An 18111-nucleotide genomic window follows, 5' to 3' on the forward strand; every position below is an offset into this window, starting at 1 on the left:
AATATGAGCAGTTTTCAGCCCGTTAAAAATGACACCTTCTTGCGTGCATTGCGCCGTGAAGCCACCGAGTACACGCCAGTTTGGTTAATGCGCCAAGCGGGCCGTTATTTGCCCGAGTACCGCGCAACGCGCGCAAAAGCCGGCAACTTTATGGGTTTGTGCACCAACCCGGAGGCGGCCTGCGAAGTGACTTTGCAACCGCTTGAACGGTACAAGCTGGATGCGGCCATTTTGTTCTCGGATATTTTGACCGTGCCCGATGCCATGGGCTTGGGTTTGTATTTTGCAGAAGGCGAAGGTCCCAAGTTTGAGCGCCCCTTGGTTACCGAGGCTGATGTGGCCAAGCTCGCAGTTCCTGACATTGGTACCAGCCTGAGGTATGTGACAGACGCAGTCAGCACCATTCGGGGCGCACTGGATGGCCGGGTACCATTGATTGGTTTTTCAGGCAGCCCTTGGACCCTGGCGTGTTACATGGTTGAAGGGGGTGGCAGCAGCGACTTCCGGAAAGTAAAAACCATGTTGTACAAGCGTCCTGACCTGATGCACCGCATTCTGGAAGTGACCACTGAGGCGGTCAGTCAGTATCTTCGTGCTCAAATTGAGGCCGGCGCACAAGCCGTGATGATTTTCGACAGCTGGGGCGGTGCCTTGGCCGATGGCGCATTTCAGAAATTCAGCTTGAACTACATCAAGAAAATCGTGGCCAGTTTGCCTTTGCAGGCCAATCGGGGTGCATTCACCGAGGATATTCCTTCGATTGTGTTCACCAAGGGTGGCGGTTTGTGGCTCGAGGACATTGCGTCCAGTGGTGCCAGTGCAATTGGTGTGGACTGGACTGTTAATTTGGGTCAGGCCCGTGCCCGTATTGGTGACCGTTGTGCAATTCAGGGCAACCTGGATCCCAATGTGTTGTTTGCCGAGCCGGCGCAAATTGAGGCCGAAGTGGCCAAAGCATTGGAAAGTTTTGGTGTGCCACAGGCGGGTGCCGGCCATGTGTTCAACTTGGGCCATGGTATTTCCCAGTTCACCAACCCCGACAGTGTCGAGGTGATGGTCAATGCAGTGCACAGCTACAGCCGCAAACAAAGGCAGTAAAAACTTGGACTTATGCACATTTTTGGCGCAAGGCTTCAGAAATGTTTTTTTGCATTGCACGACGATTGGAAAAGCAGAGTGGGCAGTTAAGTGCTTGTTTTTAAATACAAAAAACGTATTTTACAAAATTTGTACTTTACATGAATGCCTGCATCCTGTAGCACGTCCGTGGATTATTTCCACGGATGTCCACAAAGTTATCCACATTGACTGTTAAAAATTTTGTATTCCGTTTAATTCAAGCCAGCTAGTCCATGAACTTAAAGTAAGCTGTGAAGACAGACCCAAAGCAAAACACTTCATCTAACCCGGTCGAGGGAAACACTTTGCTGGTGAATGTGTTGGTTGCTGCACCGCTTCCCAAATCTTTCACCTACCAGTGGCAAAGCGACGACACGCCCCGATTCGGGATGCGTGTCATTGTGCCGTGGGGACGCCAGCACCGCATTGGACTGGTTCAGGGTATTGCACCCGATCAACAAATGGCCGAATACATCAAACCTGTGCACACGGTGCTTGATGCGGGCGAATGTTTGAGCGCTAAATGGCAGGCATTGATTGAATTCGCGGCCAAGTATTACCACCACCCATTGGGCATGATTGCCCTGGAGGCTTTGCCCAAGGCCTTGCGCGTGCTGAATGCACGGGGTGAAGAACCGGTGATGGTGGCCAAATCCCGAGAGCATGCCCACAAGTTGTTGGCAGAGACCCGTGACGCGGGCACGGTTGCCAAGGCTGGCAAATCCCAAATCAACAAGCTTGAAAAACCGGTCTTGAACGCCGAACAACTGGATGCGGTGGCACAGCTATCGACGGCGCAAGGCTTTCAGCCTTTCCTGCTGTACGGGGTCACTGGCAGTGGAAAAACAGAGGTGTACCTGCACACGGTTGAAGAGCGCTTGACCCGTGGCGAGCAGGTGTTGGTGTTGTTGCCCGAAATCAACCTGACCCCGGCTGCGCAAGCTTTGTACAAAGAACGCTTGGCACCACACCGGGTTGTGGTGATGCACAGTAACCTGGCCGAACTCACCCGCACCAAAGCCTGGTTTGAAGCAGCCACGGGTGCGGCCGATGTGATTATTGCCACGCGGCTGGGTGTGCTGACCCCCTTGCCACGCTTGGGGATGATTGTGGTGGACGAAGAACACGACCCATCGTACAAGCAGCAAGATGGCATGCGTTACCATGCCCGCGATTTGGCCCTGATGCTGGCGAAACAGCGCGAGGTGCCGATTGTGTTGGGCTCGGCAACCCCTGCCTTGGAAACCTGGTTGAAAGCCGACCAGGGCGCTTACAAGCGCCTTGCCTTGAAAAACCGCGCAGTGCTGGGTGCAAGCCTGCCCAAGGTGGAGTTGATTAACACCGCCAATTTTCCGGCCAAAGAAGGTTTAAGCGAGCCGGCAATGCAGGCCTTGGTACAAAACTTTGAGGCGGGCAAGCAAAGCATTGTGTTCTTGAACCGCCGTGGCTATGCGCCTCAAATGGTGTGCAATGCCTGCGGCTGGGTGGCCAACTGCGACCATTGCACGGCGCACATGGTGTGGCACAAAAACGAGCGCATGCTGCGTTGCCACCACTGTGGTGCGGGCCAGCGTGTGCCCACCCATTGCCCCACCTGCGGCAATCAGGATTTGACCGGTTTTGGCCGTGGCACGCAGCGTATTGAAGAGACACTGGCGGGCCTGTTGCCCACTGCAAATATTTTGCGCATTGATGCAGACAGCACCCGCAACAAGGGGCAAATGGAAGCCTTGTTGCAACAGGCGCACAGCGGGGGGGCCGATGTGCTGGTGGGCACGCAAATGATTGCCAAAGGGCATGACTTTGCCAACGTAACCCTGGTGTTGGCCTTGAATGTGGATGCTTCGCTGTATTCGCACGCCTACCGCGCGCCCGAGCGCTTGTTTGCTCAACTGATGCAGGTGGCGGGCCGGGCTGGTCGAAGGGCAGGCGATGCCCGCATGGTGGTGCAAACGCGTTACCCGCAACACCCGTTGTTTGATGCCTTGAAGGCGCACGATTATGAAAACTTTGCCCGCCATGAAATGCAGGCCCGCAAAGATGCACGCATGCCGCCGTTTTCTCACCAGGCCACCATTCGGGCAGACCACAAAAAGCTGGCCAATTGTTTGCAGTTTTTAAGTACCGCGCGTGAATTGGGTGAGCCTTTGGTCGATGCGGACAACCCGGTGTTCATGTGCGACCCGGTGCCCTTGACCGTGGTTCGGGTGGGTGGCATTGAACGCGCGCAAATGCTGATTGAAAGCGAGTCTCGGCCCGCGCTGCACCGTTTCCTGACCCAATGGTTGGCGCAGCTTCACGCGCTACCTGGCAGCGTTCGCTGGTTTTTGGAAGTGGACCCGGTTGATCTGTAAGTGCCTCTGGTACAGTAATGCCTTCCCCTGGAGTTTCCCCCCTGTATGTCTGTAGGCCTGAACAAAGCCCAAAGCGAAGCTGTGAATTATGTGGATGGTCCCTGCCTGGTACTGGCCGGTGCGGGTTCGGGCAAAACACGCGTGATCACCCAAAAAATTGCCCACCTGATTCAAAACAAGGGCGTAAGCGCCAAGAACATTGCGGCGGTTACCTTTACCAACAAAGCCGCCAAGGAAATGGAAGAGCGTGCGGCCAAGTTGTTGCGTGGCACGGAAGGCAAAGGCCTGTTGGTGTGTACCTTTCACAGCCTGGGCATTCGAATTTTGCGGGAAGAGCACAAACATGCCGGGCTGAAAGCGCGGTTCTCAATTCTGGACGCCACAGACACCTACGGCTTGGTGCAACAGCTGTATGGCACCACCGACAAGCAACTGATTCGCAAGGCGCAAAGCGTAATTTCGCTGTGGAAAAACGGCCTTGTGGACCCCGATGCTGCACTGGCCCAAGCCACCACGGAAGATGAGGGGCAAATTGCCCGCCTGTACAAAAGCTACGAAGCCACGCTGGCAGCCTACCAGGCTGTGGATTTTGACGACCTTATTTTGAAGCCCACGCGCTTGCTGGCCAGCAACGAGGAAGTGCGAAGCCGCTGGCAAAACCGCCTGCGTTATTTGCTGGTGGACGAGGTGCAAGACACCAATGCCTGCCAGTATGATTTGCTGCGTTTGATTGCCGGGCCACGCGCCATGTTCACGGCGGTGGGCGACGATGACCAGGCCATTTACGCCTGGCGCGGTGCCACCATTGAAAACCTGCGGCAGCTGACCGAAGATTACCCGCAGTTGAAAGTGATCAAGCTGGAGCAGAATTACCGGTCTACCCTGCGTATTTTGCAGGCGGCCAACCGCTTGATTGAAAACAACCCGAAGCTGTTTCCAAAAACCCTGTGGAGCGACCACGGCCCCGGTGAACCGATTGTGATCAGCCCCATGGCTGACGATGAGCATGAAGCCGAGCAGGTGGCCATGATGTTGAGTGGGCATCGCTTTGAGCGCCGCGCCAAGTACGGCGATTATGCGGTGTTGTACCGCAGTAACTTTCAGGCGCGCATTCTGGAACAGGCCTTGCGGCGCCAGAAAATTCCCTACATTTTGAGTGGCGGACAAAGCTTCTTTGAGCGTGCCGAGATCAAGGATGTGATCGCCTATTTGCGATTGCTGGTGAATCAGGACGATGACCCGGCATTCATTCGTGCGGTGACCACGCCGAAGCGTGGCATTGGTCAAAAAACACTGGAAGCCTTGGGCACTTATGCAGGTACGCGCGGGGTTTCATTGTTTGAAGCGCTGTTTGAAACCGGTGCGGAAAGCCATTTGAATGCGGGCATGGTCGATGCGCTGCGCACTTTCGGCACCTTCATCAACAAGCTGGAGTACCGCGCCCAGCGTGAACCTGCGCGCGATTTGCTCAATGAGTTGTTGAGCACCATCAAGTACGAAGAGTGGCTTTACGAGCAGCAAGACGAACGTGGCGCACAAAGCAAATGGCAAAACGTGCTCGATTTCGTGAAGTGGATGGGCGACAAGGGCGAGGAAGAAGGTTCGACCTTGCTGGACCTGACACAGAAAGTGGCTTTGATGACCATGCTGGATCGGCAAGACGATGGCACCCGGCCCGATGCCGTGCAGCTAAGCACCCTGCACGCAGCCAAAGGGCTGGAATTTCCGCATGTGTTTTTGCTGGGTTGTGAGGAAAGTATTTTGCCCAGTTTTGGCGACGGCGAAGGGCGCGAACTGACCGACGACAGGCTGGAAGAAGAGCGCCGCCTGATGTATGTGGGTGTGACCCGTGCACAGCGCAGCCTGAATATTACCTGGTGCAGAAAGCGCAAGAAGGCGCGTGAATTGGTGAGTTGTTTTCCGTCGCGGTTTATCAAGGAACTGCAACTGGAAACCGACAAAGACCTGCCCGATGACACACCCAAGATGACCCCGAAAGACCGTTTGAGTGCGTTGAAAGGGTTGCTGACAAAGGTCGGCGCTTAGTTTGCACCCAGCGCAGAATTTGCTTTCTGGATCAGCGCCTCGGGGGTAACCGGTTTCAGCAACCACCCCGCAAGGTTGAGGGCTTTGGCCTGTTTAATCATTTCTTTGTCGGAATACGACGTAATCACCACAATGGGTACCATGGCTCCGGTTTTTCGAATCCGGTTGCACAACTCAAGACCGTCCATACCGGGCATGTCGATGTCAGTGATGATCAGGTCGGGTGCGCCGTTTTCTACGATCTCTCGTATGCCTTCCTGAGCCGATGCCGCAGTGCGCACAACATGACCCGCTTGGGTCAAAATATGTGCGCAAACTTTTCGAATGGTGTTGGCATCGTCAATTAGAAGAATATTGGGCATGGTGTGATTTGGTTTGATGGTGATTTATTTTTTTACCATCATACCGTGCCAGATTGAAAAATCTCGGATTCCAGTACTTTTGTGCCCGGTTCGGCGTTTAGCGCTTCTATCAGCATTGTGCGTGCAAGCATGTCGACTTTCACACTGCGCAGGCGTTTGGGCAATAGCGGGTTGAGCATGCGACTGGCGATCAAACCAATTTCTTCACCCAGACGAAATTCCTCGCGCTGACCATTGAGCAGACCAGGGCGCGCAATCACAACACTTGGAATGTCCGCGTTTCGAACTGCCTGTTCCGCTTCCCCCTTGGTGCGCAAGTACAGGCCTTTCGCTTTGGGATTGGCCATCATGGCTGAGTTCAGTACGAAGCAGGGCACGGCATGCTGGGCGGCGAGTGCCGCAAATTGAGCCACCAGGGTGTAATCCACAAAACGGAATTGCTCCGCTGTTTTGGCCGCTTTGATGGTGGTGCCCAAGGTGCAGATGACTGCATCGGCTTGCCACCAAGGAGCCTCTTCAGGAATGGCGTTGAAGTCGATGACCTGGTTGAGTAACTTGGGGTGCGGTGTAATGGGTTTGCGGGTTAACGCAACCACCTTGCCTACATTCGGGTGCGCCAGCGCCTGCGCCAGCACGCTGTGACCTACAACACCGGTGGCTCCCACCAATAGCAGGGTTTTCTGAATGTTCGTCGAACTCAAATCAAGTCCCCAATAAAAAAACGCGGCAGTCTTAAGACTAACCGCGTTTTAATGTCAAAGTCCAAAGGCGTTGTTATGCGCTTTGGGTTTCCTTTTCAGCGGCCTTGCGTTTTTTGCGGGCAATTTGCTTGTCGCGCATTTTTTTCATTTGACTCACGATAATGGCTTGATAGCTTTCGGGCAATGTGCGCACCATGGCGTCCATGGCCACTGCGTCGGGGCCAACCAACACGCGGCGCTTGTTGCCTTTTACCGCCTTCAGGATAATATCGGCCGCCTTTTCAGCAGTGGTGATGAAGAATTTCTCAAAGAACTCTTTGCCCTGCTCGGAATCGGCACCGGTGAACTGTTCAATTTCAGGCGATGCGACGCTTTTGCGGGCAATGGCAGTTTTGATGCCGCCTGGGTGAACGCTGGTGGCCGATACGCCGCAATTCATCATGTCCAGTTCCTGGCGCAGGCTTTCTGTAAAACCACGAACAGCAAACTTGGTGGCGTTGTAGGTGCTTTGTGTGGGCTGTGCACACAGACCAAACAGGCTGCTGGTGTTGATAATGTGGCCGTTGCCAGATGCCTTCAGGTGTGGCAAAAATGCCTTGGTGCCGTACACGACGCCCCAGAAGTTGATGCCCATGATCCACTCGAATTTGTCGTAATCGATGTGTTCAACCGGCGTGGCGTAAGCGACGCCCGCGTTGTTGAAAATCAGGTTCACTTTGCCGTGGTCTTTGGCCGTTTGATCGGCCCAGGCATACATGGCTTCGCGGTTGGACACGTCGAGTTGCTGGCTGGTAACCTTGACATTGGGCGCGGCGGCTTTCACCAACTTCACGGTTTCGGCGAGGCCTTTGGTGTCAACATCGGAGAGGGATACGTGGCATCCGTCCTTGGCCAGTTGAAGGGCCAGCGTACGGCCCATGCCAGATGCAGCGCCTGTAATTGCGGCCACTTTGCCGTTGAATGATTTCATGTGTCGGTCTCCAATGTGCTGTGTTGTAGCTGTAATTTGACAATCGTGGTTGTCAATTTAATGTTGGGCCTGCATACTGTCAATGCCTATTTTTTGAGTATATCTTCCAATTATGAATGCGAAAGCACCCGAGCAAATTGCCAAAGCCGCAGGGCGTCGTTACCGTGGGGTGTCCAACGAAACCCGCAAGGCGGAGCGCCGGTTGAAACTGATTGAGGCTGGCATCAAGATGTTTGGTTCGACTGGTTACCATGCCGCCACGGTGAAGGGTCTGTGTCAGGAAGCGGGTTTGACCGAGCGCTATTTTTACGAGAGCTTCAGCAATGCCGAGGCCCTGTTCACTGCGTGCTACCTGCACATTACGGATACGCTGCGCGACAAGTTGCAGAAGGTGTTGTTGAGCACAGATGCAGACAATCTGGAGCAGGCCACCCGAACCGGCTTGACCGTGTTTTTCAGCCAGTTCAAGGAAAGCCCGCAGGCAGCCCGTATTTTGTTGGTCGAGGTGTTGACCGTGAACCGGCACCTGGAAGAGTTGAGCTTGAAAACCCTGTACAGTTTTGTAGAAATGCTGGAAACACTGGCCAAACCGCTGATTGAGCAGCGAAAGGACGGCGGCGTGAAGGGGCTGGATTCAACCTTGCTGGCCTCGGGCCTGGTGGGCTCAGTGCTGTATATGGCGGCCCGCTGGAGTATGGATGGTTGCAAAAAACCCGTGGAAGATGTGGTGGAAAATGCCATGCTGATTTTCCGTGGCGTGGGAGAAATGCTGTTGCAGTGCGACGATTGATGCGCTGAGCATGCAATAAAAAACCCGCCTTCAGGCGGGTTTTTTATTGGCGTTTCAAACGCGTTTTACTTGGCAGCTTCAGCGGTTGGTGCATCGGCAGCGGGTGCCTCTGCAGCAGGGGCGGCTGGTTCGGGTGCTTTGAAATCAGCGCCTACTTCTTTGCCCATGTAAGCCACAGCACGAGCCACTTCGATGTCATCAAGGTCAGCATTGCCACCTTTGGCTGGCATGGAGCCAATGCCGTTCACAGCGTTTTTCCACAAGGTGTCGAAACCTTTGCTCAGGCGATCGCCCCACTGGCCTTGGTCGCCAAACTTGGGGGCACCTGCTGCGCCGGTGGTGTGGCAGGCTGCGCAAGCAGCCGCATACACTTGTTCGCCAGTTTTCAATACTTTGGGCGCATTGGCGTCAACAAAGTCGATAGTGCCCACAGGTGCCAGGCGCTGCGCAACCGCTTCTTCGGAAAAAGCATTGGTGCCGGCTGCGGGCTTTTCGCTGCTGGTGACATACTTAGCCAGCAAAATAATGACGAAAATCGGGATGACAAACGCGGCAATCACTGTGTAGATAAGTTGCTTCGGTGTCTTGATTAGAAGTTCGTGTTCGTTTGAATCGCTCATACGACGTCCTGATTGAAAGCGCTGGTTGAAACGTAATTATTCGGGGCTGCACAATACGGGCTGATTAATGTTTAGGCCCTGCGGCATGTACGCAGCTTCAAAACAACTGTAAATTGTATCTTGAAAAAGGCTTTAAACCCAACTATTTATTGCTGAAAATGCAAGGCTGTATTGCAAAGGGATGAGATTTTGAAGAGCGCATTAAGCGAGAACCACCGATACGGTTTGCCCATGGTCGTGGTTCACTGGTTCATGGCGGTGGGCATTTTGACGGCATTTGGCCTGGGTTTGTACATGGTGGACATCCCGGGCATTACACCATTCAAGCTGAAACTTTTTAACTGGCACAAGTGGTTGGGTGTCACCTTGTTTGCTTTGGTGCTGTTGCGCATGGTGGTTCGAATGTTGTCGAAAACCCCCAAATACCCTGCGCATTGGGGGCACAACACGGTGCTGCTGGCCAAGCTGGGGCATTTGGCTTTGTATGTGTTCATGCTGGGCGTTCCGGTTTTTGGTTGCCTGTACAGCCTGGCCTCGGGTTACCCGGTGGTGTGGTTTGGTGTGATTGAGTTGCCTGTTTTGATCGAGAAGAACGCTGAACTCAAGGAACTGTTTAAAACCTTGCATGAACTTTCAGGCAAAGGCTTGGTCTTTTTGGTGGCGGGCCATGTATTGATGGCCTTGAAACATCACATTCTGGACCGGGACGGTATTTTGGGCCGCATGATCCCCGGAATGCGAGCCGATTAATCTGTACGATCCGATCCAGTACCCGCAGGAACCAAGATGATTCACCGATTTTCCACAGTGGCCGCTGGCCTGGCGTTGTCTGTTTTTACTCTGCCAGTGTTGGCCGCCCCGATTGATGCCGCGCAAAGCGAAGTCAAGGCAACATTCAAACAATTCAATGTGCCGGTTAGTGGCAATTTCAAGAAATTTAGCGGCGATGTGCAGTTTGACCTGGCCAAGCCTGCGGACACCAAAGCCATTCTGAGCGTGGACACCGCAAGTTACGACCTGGGGGACCCCGAGTACAACAAAGAAGTGGCTGGCAAGGACTGGTTTGATTCAAAAAACCACCCCAAGGCGACCTTTGTCATTACGGGCGTCACAGGCAGTGGCAATAATTTGCAGGCCACTGGCGATTTGACCATTCGAGGCATTAAAAAGCCCCTGAAGTTTCCGGTAACAATTAAAACTGCGGGCGACAAGCACACGTTCACCGGCAAAACCCAGATCAAGCGCCTTGAATACAAGGTGGGCGCAGACGGGGAATGGGGTGACACCAGCTTGGTGGCCGATGAAGTGACCATTGATTTCAAACTGGTAGTACCAGCCAAATAAAAAGGAGTTAGGGATGTTCAAGCAAGTATCGAAAACCGTGTTGGGCAGTGCAATTGCATTGGGTATGTTGGGTGCTGCGCATGCGGCGGTGGATACCTATGTGATCGACCCAAGTCACACCTTCCCTTCGTTTGAGGCGGACCACATGGGCGGGTTGTCACTGTGGCGTGGCCAGTTTGAGAAAACCAAGGGCATGGTGACCCTGGACCGTGCCAATAAAACCGGTACAGTGGACATTGAAATTGATGCGGCCAGCCTTGACTTTGGTCATGGCAAGATGAACGAGCATGCCAAAGATATAGACATGTTCGATGTGGAAGCCCACCCCACCATTACCTACACGGCCAGCAAAATGCGCTTTGAAGGTGACAAGCCGGTGGAGGTGTTGGGTAACCTGACTTTGAAAGGGATCACGAAGCCGGTTCCATTGAAGATCAACACTTTCAAATGCATTATGCACCCCATGAAAAAAGCGGAAGTGTGTGGCGCCGATGCGGTGGCTGAATTCAAGCGCACGGACTTCGATTTGGGCTATGGCGTGGACCGTGGCTTTTTTCCGGAAGTGAAAGTGTTGATTACCATTGAAGCGGTGAAACAGCCGAAGTAAAAATGGATTGAATGAAAAAAGCCGGCGCCTTTGTGGGGGCCGGCTTTTTTGTTTCAGCGACGGTTATTTGCTGTCAGTTGCATGTTCCAGTTTTTCATTTTTAGCCTCGCTCCGTGTTTTCCACAGCGAGAACACCACGCCACCTGCAATCAAGCCCAGGGTAATGCTGAGTGAAAAGGCGGGCGGGAACTTGCCGATGAAATTCACCAGGAAGATTTTGCTGCCGATGAACACCAGTACCATGGCCAAAGCGTACTTCAGGTAGTGGAAGCGGTGGATCATCGCGGCCAAGGCAAAGTACAGTGCACGCAGGCCCAAAATGGCAAAGATGTTGCTGGTGTACACAATGAAGGGGTCGGTGGTGATCGCGAAAATCGCGGGTACGGAATCGACCGCAAAGATCAGGTCGACAAACTCGATCAACACCAGCGCCAGTAACAGGGGTGTGGCAAAACGTACAACATTGCCGGTTTTGGGGTCGGCTTCGTTCACAACAAACGCGTTGCCACGCAGGCCTTCGGTCACGCGCATGCGTTTGCGCAAAAACTTCAGGATCGGGTTGTTTTCAATGTCGGGTTTGCTGTCGGCCATGAACCACATTTTGATACCCGTGATCACGAGGAAGGCGCCGAACAGATAAAGCACCCAACTGAATTCTTTCACCAGCGCAGCGCCCAGACCGATCATGATGGCGCGCAATACGATTACGCCCAAAATGCCCCAGAACAACACGCGGTGCTGGTACTGACGGGGAATGGCGAAGAACGAGAAAATCATGGCGATGACAAACACGTTGTCCATCGACAGTGATTTTTCAATGGCGAAACCGGTGAAGTAGTTCATGCCGCTTTCTGAACCCAGGTACCACCACACCCAAGTACCGAACAGACAGGCAGCGGTGATGTAGCCACCCGAGAGCAGCAAACTTTCCTTGACCCCAATTTCGTGATCATCCTTGTGCAGCACGCCAAGGTCGAAGGCGAGCAGCGCAACCACAATACCGACAAACAACAGCCAAATCCATGCGGCTGTGCCGAGAAAGTCGGTGTGCATGAATTCCATTAAAACGTCCACGTTGATACTCCATAAGGGTTGAATTGAACACGGCGCCATGGTGTATCAGTTGTGATTTCGGAAAAACCAGTATTTAATGAACTGTTGATTCGGTTTTTACGAAGTTACTTTGTGGGGCTTGCATGACTTTGAACTATCGCCATTTGCATTATTTCTGGATGGTGGCCAAAGAGGGCGGTTTTGCGCGGGCTGCCGAACGCATGGACATGGCCATTCAAACCATTAGCGCCCAGGTGCGCGAGCTGGAGAAGGATTTGGGCCACCAGTTGTTAAAACCCGAAGGGCGTGGCGTGTCACTGACCGAGGCGGGGCAAGTGGCTTTTGCCAAAGCGGAGGAAATTTTCCAGATTGGGCAAAGCCTGCCTGAGCTGGTGCGGGCGGTGGCGAGCAAACCTGTACGGCGTTTCAAGGTCGGCCTTTGCGACGGTATTTCAAAACTGGCGGTGCATGCGCTGCTCAAGCCGGTGTTGAATACGGAAGACTTGCACCTGACTTGCCACGAGGGCGAGCCCGAGCAGTTGCTGGCGGAATTGGCCCTGCATCACCTGGATTTTGTGTTCGCTGGGCAGCCACCGCCAGCAAACCCGAATTTGCGCATGCAAAGTCGCCTGCTGATCAGTTCAGAAGTGGACTGGTACGGCGCATCAAAGTGGGTGAAAAAAGGTGCATTGACACATTTCCCGGAATGTCTGCATGACCTGCCGGTGTTGCTGCCCACCGGTCATTCAAGGCTACGTGTCGATTTGAATCACTGGTTTGAGCAGTTGGGCATTGTGCCGCATGTGGTGGGTGAGTTCGAGGACAGTGCTTTGATGTCGGTGTTTGCCGCGCGGGGATTTGGGGTTTTTCCGGTGAGCCGCTTGGGCGTTTACGACACAGGCACTTTAAGCGGCCTGCGATTGCTGGGGCAGTGTGATGACCTGCACGAGGAAATTCATGGGGTGTGGAATGTACGGGGAATCGACCACCCCTTGGTGGTCGAATTGTTGAACAGGCTTGGTGATTGAGCCGTTAAGCCGCGGCCACCGCCGCTTCAATTTCAGCAAAGGTGCTTGCTTTAACTGGGTCCATCACTGGAATTCCCATTTGACGCGCAATTTGCGTGGATGAAAACAGGCCCACTACGCGCATTTTGCCGGTGCGGTTGTCAACCACCAACGCATGTTGCCGGTTGTGTTCACGCAGCGTAGCGATGATGTGGCCCACTTCCGCCCGGGAGACGGCACCGAACTCAAGAAACTCGAGATCGGGCAGCTTCACCATGACATCGTTCACCGTGAGTTCAGGCACGTTGCGGTTGCTTGACGAAGCTTCCTTGATGGCTCTTTCGCCAGCCAGGTCGTTTGCGGTCAGCAGGCCCTGTAAATGCCCCAGGCTGTTGCGCACAAACAGAAGTTTGACGCCACACACAATCATGGTGGTGCGAGCTTGTTCCAGTGTTTCCGAGTCGGAAATGCTGACAGGGTGCACTCGCCGCAGATCGGTCATGGCGTCGAAGGCGGGAGAATCGGCGGTCAGCTTTAGAGGGCGACTGGGATCGCTCACCGTAATCATGTCGGTGGCGCCAGCGCTGATGTGTTCGAGTGATTGGTAGTGTTGTCTGATCATGTTGAACCCTTTTTGACACACAAGTGGCGTTGCATCCGCAGCCTGAGAGCTGGCGGGTGAGTTTGCAGGACGGACCGCATGCAAAAGGGGGGTACAGGCACAAGGGTTTGTTGCCTTGTGTCGTGGCAGTGCTAGCACCGTCCACTAATAATTTAGTCTACGCTGCTCGCAAAAAGTTTCAAGTCAGTAAAAGCCCGGAGGACACAATCGAATACCCACCTTTTCCGCAGATGAAAGGGCTCAAGTTTTTGGAAAAGGTGTTCAGCCTTGCGGGGCTTACTTCAGCGGGGTGCCAAGTGCATAAGGCAGAAGGTTCATCACTTCCTTGCTGACACCCATGGCCAGGTGGGGGGTGTCAATTTCAATGTGTTCAACATTCGGGCTGAAGCGATCAATGCAGGCTTGCCAACTCACAATGGAGTCTTTCTTGCAGTACAGGGCCACAATGGGGCACACAATGGGGTGCTCAAAGCGTTTCAGGGTGCTGTTCTCGATCGATTCCACATCCAGCCCGCGGATGTCGTAAAGCGTTTTCACGGCGGTGTATTTGGGGCCGCCAATCACGGGGCTGCCAATGGTCACAATGCGGCTCACGTTTTGTTGCACTTCGCGCGCCGCCTCGCGCGCCAGGTAGCCACCCAGGCTCCAGCCCAGCAGTTTGATCGGGGCTTGGGCCTGCTCGGAGTGTTCTTTGATGTCTGCAATCACCTGTGGCAGCAGCTTGCCTACTTCGCCGTGGTTAAAACCAGCCGACCAATGCACTGTTTTGTAACCCAGGGAATCAAGATAGCGTTTGATGAACGTCATGCTGCTGGAACTGGCACCAAAGCCCGGCAGCAGCAAGATGGTTTGACCTTGCCCCACATTCTTGCGGGCCAGGAAACGCCAGCCCACAGCCAGTTTGGCAGCTTCAAATGGGGTTTTGGCCTCGCCCAACAACAAGCTTAGTTTGGGTTTGCCAATGGTGTTGCCGTAGCGTTTTTGAAATTCTGCTTTGTTCATGGGGTGTTACAGGGTTGTGCACACCCGAGAAAATACGGCAAGCCGGGGCTGCGCACAAAGAGGAATTCCTCTATTGCACCAAAGCAAGGCTTTGGTTGGCCAGGCGAATTCGCAAGGCCAGTTCTCTGGACAGGTTATTTTGAAGGGTGTGACCCAAGTCTGGCGCCCGGGCAAGTAACTGCTCGAATTGCGCCGTGGGTAGAAAAAGAAGCGTGCAATGGCTGTCAGCGCGCACTGTTGCCGAGCGAGGCTTGCGATCAATCAGCGCCATTTCCCCGACCATGCTGCCGGGGCAGAAGCGCATTAGCCTTTCATTGCTGTGGCCTGTGTGGTGCCAGGCGCTCAGTTGTCCTTCCAGCAACACGTACAAGCCACAAGGCTCGGTGCCTTCGCTGAACAGGGTCTGGCCAGCAGGCAGCACGGTGGTGTTCCAGTGGGCAGAAAAACCGGCGATTTGATCCGGGTTCATGTGGTCACACAGGTGGCTGTTTTTCAAAGCATCTTCGGCGCTGCAACTTGCCTGTTCAAGCGCAAGGGGTGCCAGCAGCTGGTTTTCAATGTGCCAGAAGGCATCGTCGATGTGGCCTTGCGTGGCAATACCCAAGCGGCCAAGGCAGCTGCGCAACAAGGATTCACCGCCCATGGCTTGTTCATGGGTGGGCAACACGGCAACGGTGCGCACATGTTGCAAACCTTGTTTCAATAGCCTTTCGAGGCAGTCGCAGGCGGTGTCGTCGATGTAGCGCAAGTGTGTGAAATCGAGGACAACAGACTGCGCGGGAACAAGTTCGTCGTGCAGGCGAATGGCAATGGCTGGTGCATTTCCGAAAAACAGATTGCCTTCAAAGAGAACCCAGGCCAAATGTTCAAAGGCCGTATCAAGGTGTTGGCGGTGCGCGCGCGGGCGCATGCTGCGCGAACGTGCGGCGGGCTTGAACTCGATGTTGCGCAACCCGCTGCCCGATTGTTGTTGAAGAAAATAGGCGGCCACAAACAGCACGCCAACCAAGGTGCCAATTAACAGGTTGCTGATGCCGGTGACAAACACCATGCAAAGCACCACCCACACGGTGAATCGTTCGGTGGGCGCCATTTGTTTGCGTGTGGAGGGCAAGGCAAACCGTTGGATCAATCGAAGTGTGCTGCCCTGAATCAGAAACAGCGAACTGACTGCCACGGCGGTGGCCAGAATGTGCAGTGGCAACTGCGCGAGAATTGGCCAGGTGAATATCAATAGCAGGGTAAGCACACCGACGTACCACGCTTCGCTTTGACGGCTTCTCGCACCCATGCCCAGGCCTGCATTGCTTCTGGAAAAATAGTTGGAACTGGGCAAGGCCAGCGCCAGACCACACAACACATTGCTGATCGCCAAAGTGTTCAATTCTTGCCGTGTGTTGTGGCGTGTGCCCAGGGTTTGGTCCACTTGCAACAGTGATTGCATGCTTTCCAGCACCACCAGCAAAGCCAGTACCGCAGCCCCCACCAACACCTGGAGCAGCAGACCCGGGGTGCTAAGCAACAATGCGACAATTGCCTGAATGCTGTCCGCAAAGCCCGGTGTTTGCAGGGTTTGCAACAGTGGGTGGCTCGGCATGGCAGCCACGGTTTGCACGGGCAGTGCGCCTGGCCAGGTCCACAGCAGCATGGCATTCAGCGTAAAACCGCAGGCCAGGCCGTAGACCAGGCCCAAGGGGTTGGGCCGTATGGCGCGGAAGTACAGCAGCACGCCGACTGTAATTGCCGACACACCCAGTGCCATGGGCGAGAAAAGTGCGGGTGTGGCCGCCGCCTGCACAGCGGTGGTGTACACCGCAAAGCCCATCATGGCTGGCAGCAGTTTGTAGGCCGAAAACAAACCCAGCGTGGTGTTCATTCCGATCAGGACCGGCGCGGGAAGAAACTGCATCAACTTGCCTACACCCTGTTGCTGGGCCAGTGCAATCAGCAGGCCAGCCAGCGCGATTTCAAGCGCCAGCAACAACATCAACTCAAAGTGATTGGTGGTGATTTGTAAAAAACCAAGCAGGGACCCGGCAATAATCAGCGCGGTTGAAGAACGTGGGCCTCCGAATTGAACGGGTGCCTTTCCCAGGAGGGCACCCAGTACACCGCCAATCAGGGCACTGGCCAGGCCAGCGTAAATGCCGTAGGCCAGGCCGGCTTGCCCCAAAGGAGCAAAGGCCAGCATGCCGTAAACAATTGCTTGAGCGTATCCACCGAATGCGACCAGTGCGCCCGCTTTGAGTTCGGTATTCAAGCGGTGTTATTTCGAGGTGGGCATCGCGAATTCTGCGCCTTTCTCGATGCTGTCCGGCCAGCGCTGCATGATGGATTTCTGGCGGGTGTAGAAGCGCACGCCTTCTTCACCGTAAGCATGCATGTCGCCAAACAGGCTGGCCTTCCAGCCACCAAAACCGTGCCACGCCATGGGCACCGGAATGGGCACGTTAATGCCAACCATACCAACCTGCACTTGGCGGCCAAATTCACGGGCCACGTTGCCGTCGCGGGTGTAGCAACTGACGCCATTGCCGTATTGGTGGCTGTTGATCAACTCCAGGCCTTCGGCAAAGTTGCCCACACGCACGCAGCCAAGTACCGGGCCAAAAATTTCTTCCAGGTAAATGCGCATGTCGGGCTTTACGTTGTCGAACAAGGTGCCGCCGGTGTAAAAGCCGTTTTCGAAGCCTGCGGGTTTTTGTCCGCGACCATCGACGACCAGTGTGGCGCCTTCATCCACGCCAATCTGCACGTAGTCTTCAATGCGCTTGAGCGCCTCCGAGGTCACGATTGGACCCATTTCGGCGGACAAGTCCATGCCATCAGTCACTTTCAGGGTTTTCAGGCGGGCCGCCAACTTGGGGATCAGCCTGTCGCCCACGTCGCCCACCATGACCGCCACGGAAATGGCCATGCAGCGCTCGCCTGCGCTGCCGTAGGCGGCACCGATCAGTGCGTCGGTCACTTGGTCCAGGTCCGCATCGGGCATTACGAGCAGGTGGTTTTTTGCGCCGCCCAAGGCTTGCACGCGCTTGCCGTTGCGTGCACCAGTTTCATAAATGAATTTCGCAATTGGAGTAGAACCCACAAAGCTGAGTGCAGCCACGTCGGGGTGGTTCAGCAGGGTTTCAACGGCCAGTTTGTCGCCGTGTACCACGTTGAACACGCCATCGGGCAGGCCTGCTTCTTTGAACAGCCTGGCCATGAAGTTGGCGGCGCTGGGGTCGCGTTCGCTGGGCTTGAGAATGAAGGTGTTGCCGCAGGCAATCGCCACGGGAAACATCCAGCAAGGCACCATGCAGGGGAAGTTGAATGGCGTAATGCCTGCGGTGGTGCCATTGATGAAGTGGGCGACAGTTTGATCGTTGTTGTAGGGTTGCATGTGTCTGGGCCTGCTGGTTTGCTTCTGAAGCTGACTATTGTCGCGCAAGGCGGGGCTGGGTTGAATCGGTGCTTACACCAAGCTTTTGATTTTTTAGGCAATGCCCGCAAATTACTGCAGTCGTGTCAG

17 protein-coding genes are annotated in these 18111 nt (G+C 54.6%); 8 read left to right on the forward strand and 9 right to left on the reverse strand.

The window, feature by feature from the left end; genetic code table 11:
- The first annotated feature begins 3 nt into the window (after window positions 1-3).
- From hemE to P0D43_RS03300, 3 genes are all read left to right on the forward strand, one after another.
- Window positions 4-1098: a uroporphyrinogen decarboxylase gene (gene hemE / locus P0D43_RS03290; protein WP_341237369.1), complete on the forward strand. Its 1095-nt coding sequence runs from the start codon at window positions 4-6 to the stop codon at window positions 1096-1098.
- A 332-nt stretch (window positions 1099-1430) separates the two neighbouring features.
- Window positions 1431-3473, forward strand: a complete 2043-nt coding sequence (locus tag P0D43_RS03295) for a primosomal protein N' (protein ID WP_394673696.1) — start codon at window positions 1431-1433, stop codon at window positions 3471-3473.
- A 45-nt stretch (window positions 3474-3518) separates the two neighbouring features.
- Window positions 3519-5519 (forward strand): UvrD-helicase domain-containing protein, encoded by a 2001-nt coding sequence (locus P0D43_RS03300; protein ID WP_394673231.1) that lies wholly within the window; start codon window positions 3519-3521, stop codon window positions 5517-5519.
- Here P0D43_RS03300 and P0D43_RS03305 read toward each other — a convergent pair.
- From P0D43_RS03305 to P0D43_RS03315, 3 genes are all read right to left on the reverse strand, one after another.
- Window positions 5516-5881 carry a response regulator gene (locus P0D43_RS03305; protein WP_159569420.1) on the reverse strand — a complete coding sequence of 122 codons (366 nt, stop codon included), beginning with the start codon at window positions 5879-5881 and terminating at the stop codon, window positions 5516-5518. The two genes, P0D43_RS03300 and P0D43_RS03305, sit on opposite strands and share 4 nt — an antisense overlap.
- A 38-nt stretch (window positions 5882-5919) precedes the next feature.
- Window positions 5920-6582, reverse strand: coding sequence for an NAD(P)H-binding protein (locus tag P0D43_RS03310; RefSeq protein WP_394673232.1), 663 nt, complete (start codon window positions 6580-6582; stop codon window positions 5920-5922).
- A gap of 73 nt (window positions 6583-6655) precedes the next feature.
- Window positions 6656-7552 carry an SDR family NAD(P)-dependent oxidoreductase gene (locus tag P0D43_RS03315; RefSeq protein ID WP_394673233.1) on the reverse strand — a complete coding sequence of 299 codons (897 nt, stop codon included), beginning with the start codon at window positions 7550-7552 and terminating at the stop codon, window positions 6656-6658.
- 112 nt (window positions 7553-7664) lie between these two features.
- On the opposite strand from P0D43_RS03315, the gene P0D43_RS03320 reads away from it, so the two are divergent.
- Window positions 7665-8342 (forward strand): TetR/AcrR family transcriptional regulator, encoded by a 678-nt coding sequence (locus tag P0D43_RS03320; RefSeq protein WP_341237374.1) that lies wholly within the window; start codon window positions 7665-7667, stop codon window positions 8340-8342.
- A 65-nt stretch (window positions 8343-8407) separates the two neighbouring features.
- On the opposite strand, the gene P0D43_RS03325 is transcribed toward P0D43_RS03320, so the two are convergent.
- On the reverse strand, window positions 8408-8962 hold the full coding sequence (locus tag P0D43_RS03325) for a c-type cytochrome (protein ID WP_394673234.1): 555 nt from the start codon (window positions 8960-8962) through the stop codon (window positions 8408-8410).
- A 189-nt stretch (window positions 8963-9151) separates the two neighbouring features.
- Here P0D43_RS03325 and P0D43_RS03330 point away from each other — a divergent pair, with 189 nt between their 5' ends.
- From P0D43_RS03330 to P0D43_RS03340, 3 genes are read left to right on the forward strand one after another with little or no spacing between them, the layout of a single operon-like run.
- Window positions 9152-9712, forward strand: coding sequence for a cytochrome b (locus P0D43_RS03330; protein WP_394673235.1), 561 nt, complete (start codon window positions 9152-9154; stop codon window positions 9710-9712).
- 36 nt (window positions 9713-9748) lie between these two features.
- The gene (locus P0D43_RS03335) at window positions 9749-10306 is read left to right on the forward strand and encodes a YceI family protein (RefSeq protein WP_394673236.1); all 558 of its coding nucleotides are present in this window, start codon (window positions 9749-9751) and stop codon (window positions 10304-10306) included.
- 13 nt (window positions 10307-10319) lie between these two features.
- Complete coding sequence (locus P0D43_RS03340) at window positions 10320-10913, forward strand: YceI family protein (protein WP_201301429.1); 594 nt, start codon at window positions 10320-10322, stop codon at window positions 10911-10913.
- 63 nt (window positions 10914-10976) lie between these two features.
- On the opposite strand, the gene P0D43_RS03345 is transcribed toward P0D43_RS03340, so the two are convergent.
- Complete coding sequence (locus P0D43_RS03345) at window positions 10977-11975, reverse strand: TerC family protein (RefSeq protein WP_394673697.1); 999 nt, start codon at window positions 11973-11975, stop codon at window positions 10977-10979.
- 134 nt (window positions 11976-12109) lie between these two features.
- On the opposite strand from P0D43_RS03345, the gene P0D43_RS03350 reads away from it, so the two are divergent.
- On the forward strand, window positions 12110-12994 hold the full coding sequence (locus P0D43_RS03350) for a LysR family transcriptional regulator (protein ID WP_341237378.1): 885 nt from the start codon (window positions 12110-12112) through the stop codon (window positions 12992-12994).
- Window positions 12995-12998: 4 nt separating this feature from the next.
- Here the strand turns inward: P0D43_RS03350 and P0D43_RS03355 are convergent, their stop codons facing one another.
- The 4 genes from P0D43_RS03355 to mmsA all read right to left on the reverse strand — a co-directional run bounded on the left by P0D43_RS03355 (window position 12999) and on the right by mmsA (window position 18048).
- Complete coding sequence (locus tag P0D43_RS03355) at window positions 12999-13595, reverse strand: CBS domain-containing protein (RefSeq protein ID WP_159569442.1); 597 nt, start codon at window positions 13593-13595, stop codon at window positions 12999-13001.
- A 276-nt stretch (window positions 13596-13871) separates the two neighbouring features.
- Window positions 13872-14597, reverse strand: coding sequence for a triacylglycerol lipase (locus P0D43_RS03360; RefSeq protein WP_159569444.1), 726 nt, complete (start codon window positions 14595-14597; stop codon window positions 13872-13874).
- A gap of 70 nt (window positions 14598-14667) precedes the next feature.
- On the reverse strand, window positions 14668-16857 hold the full coding sequence (locus P0D43_RS03365) for a cyclic nucleotide-binding domain-containing protein (protein ID WP_394673237.1): 2190 nt from the start codon (window positions 16855-16857) through the stop codon (window positions 14668-14670).
- 6 nt (window positions 16858-16863) lie between these two features.
- Window positions 16864-18048 carry a CoA-acylating methylmalonate-semialdehyde dehydrogenase gene (gene mmsA, locus P0D43_RS03370; protein ID WP_394673698.1) on the reverse strand — a complete coding sequence of 395 codons (1185 nt, stop codon included), beginning with the start codon at window positions 18046-18048 and terminating at the stop codon, window positions 16864-16866.
- Window positions 18049-18111 lie beyond the last annotated feature (63 nt).

Origin of the sequence: Limnobacter sp., from assembly GCF_043511195.1 — a bacterium.
In the GTDB taxonomy this organism is placed as follows: domain Bacteria; phylum Pseudomonadota; class Gammaproteobacteria; order Burkholderiales; family Burkholderiaceae_B; genus Limnobacter.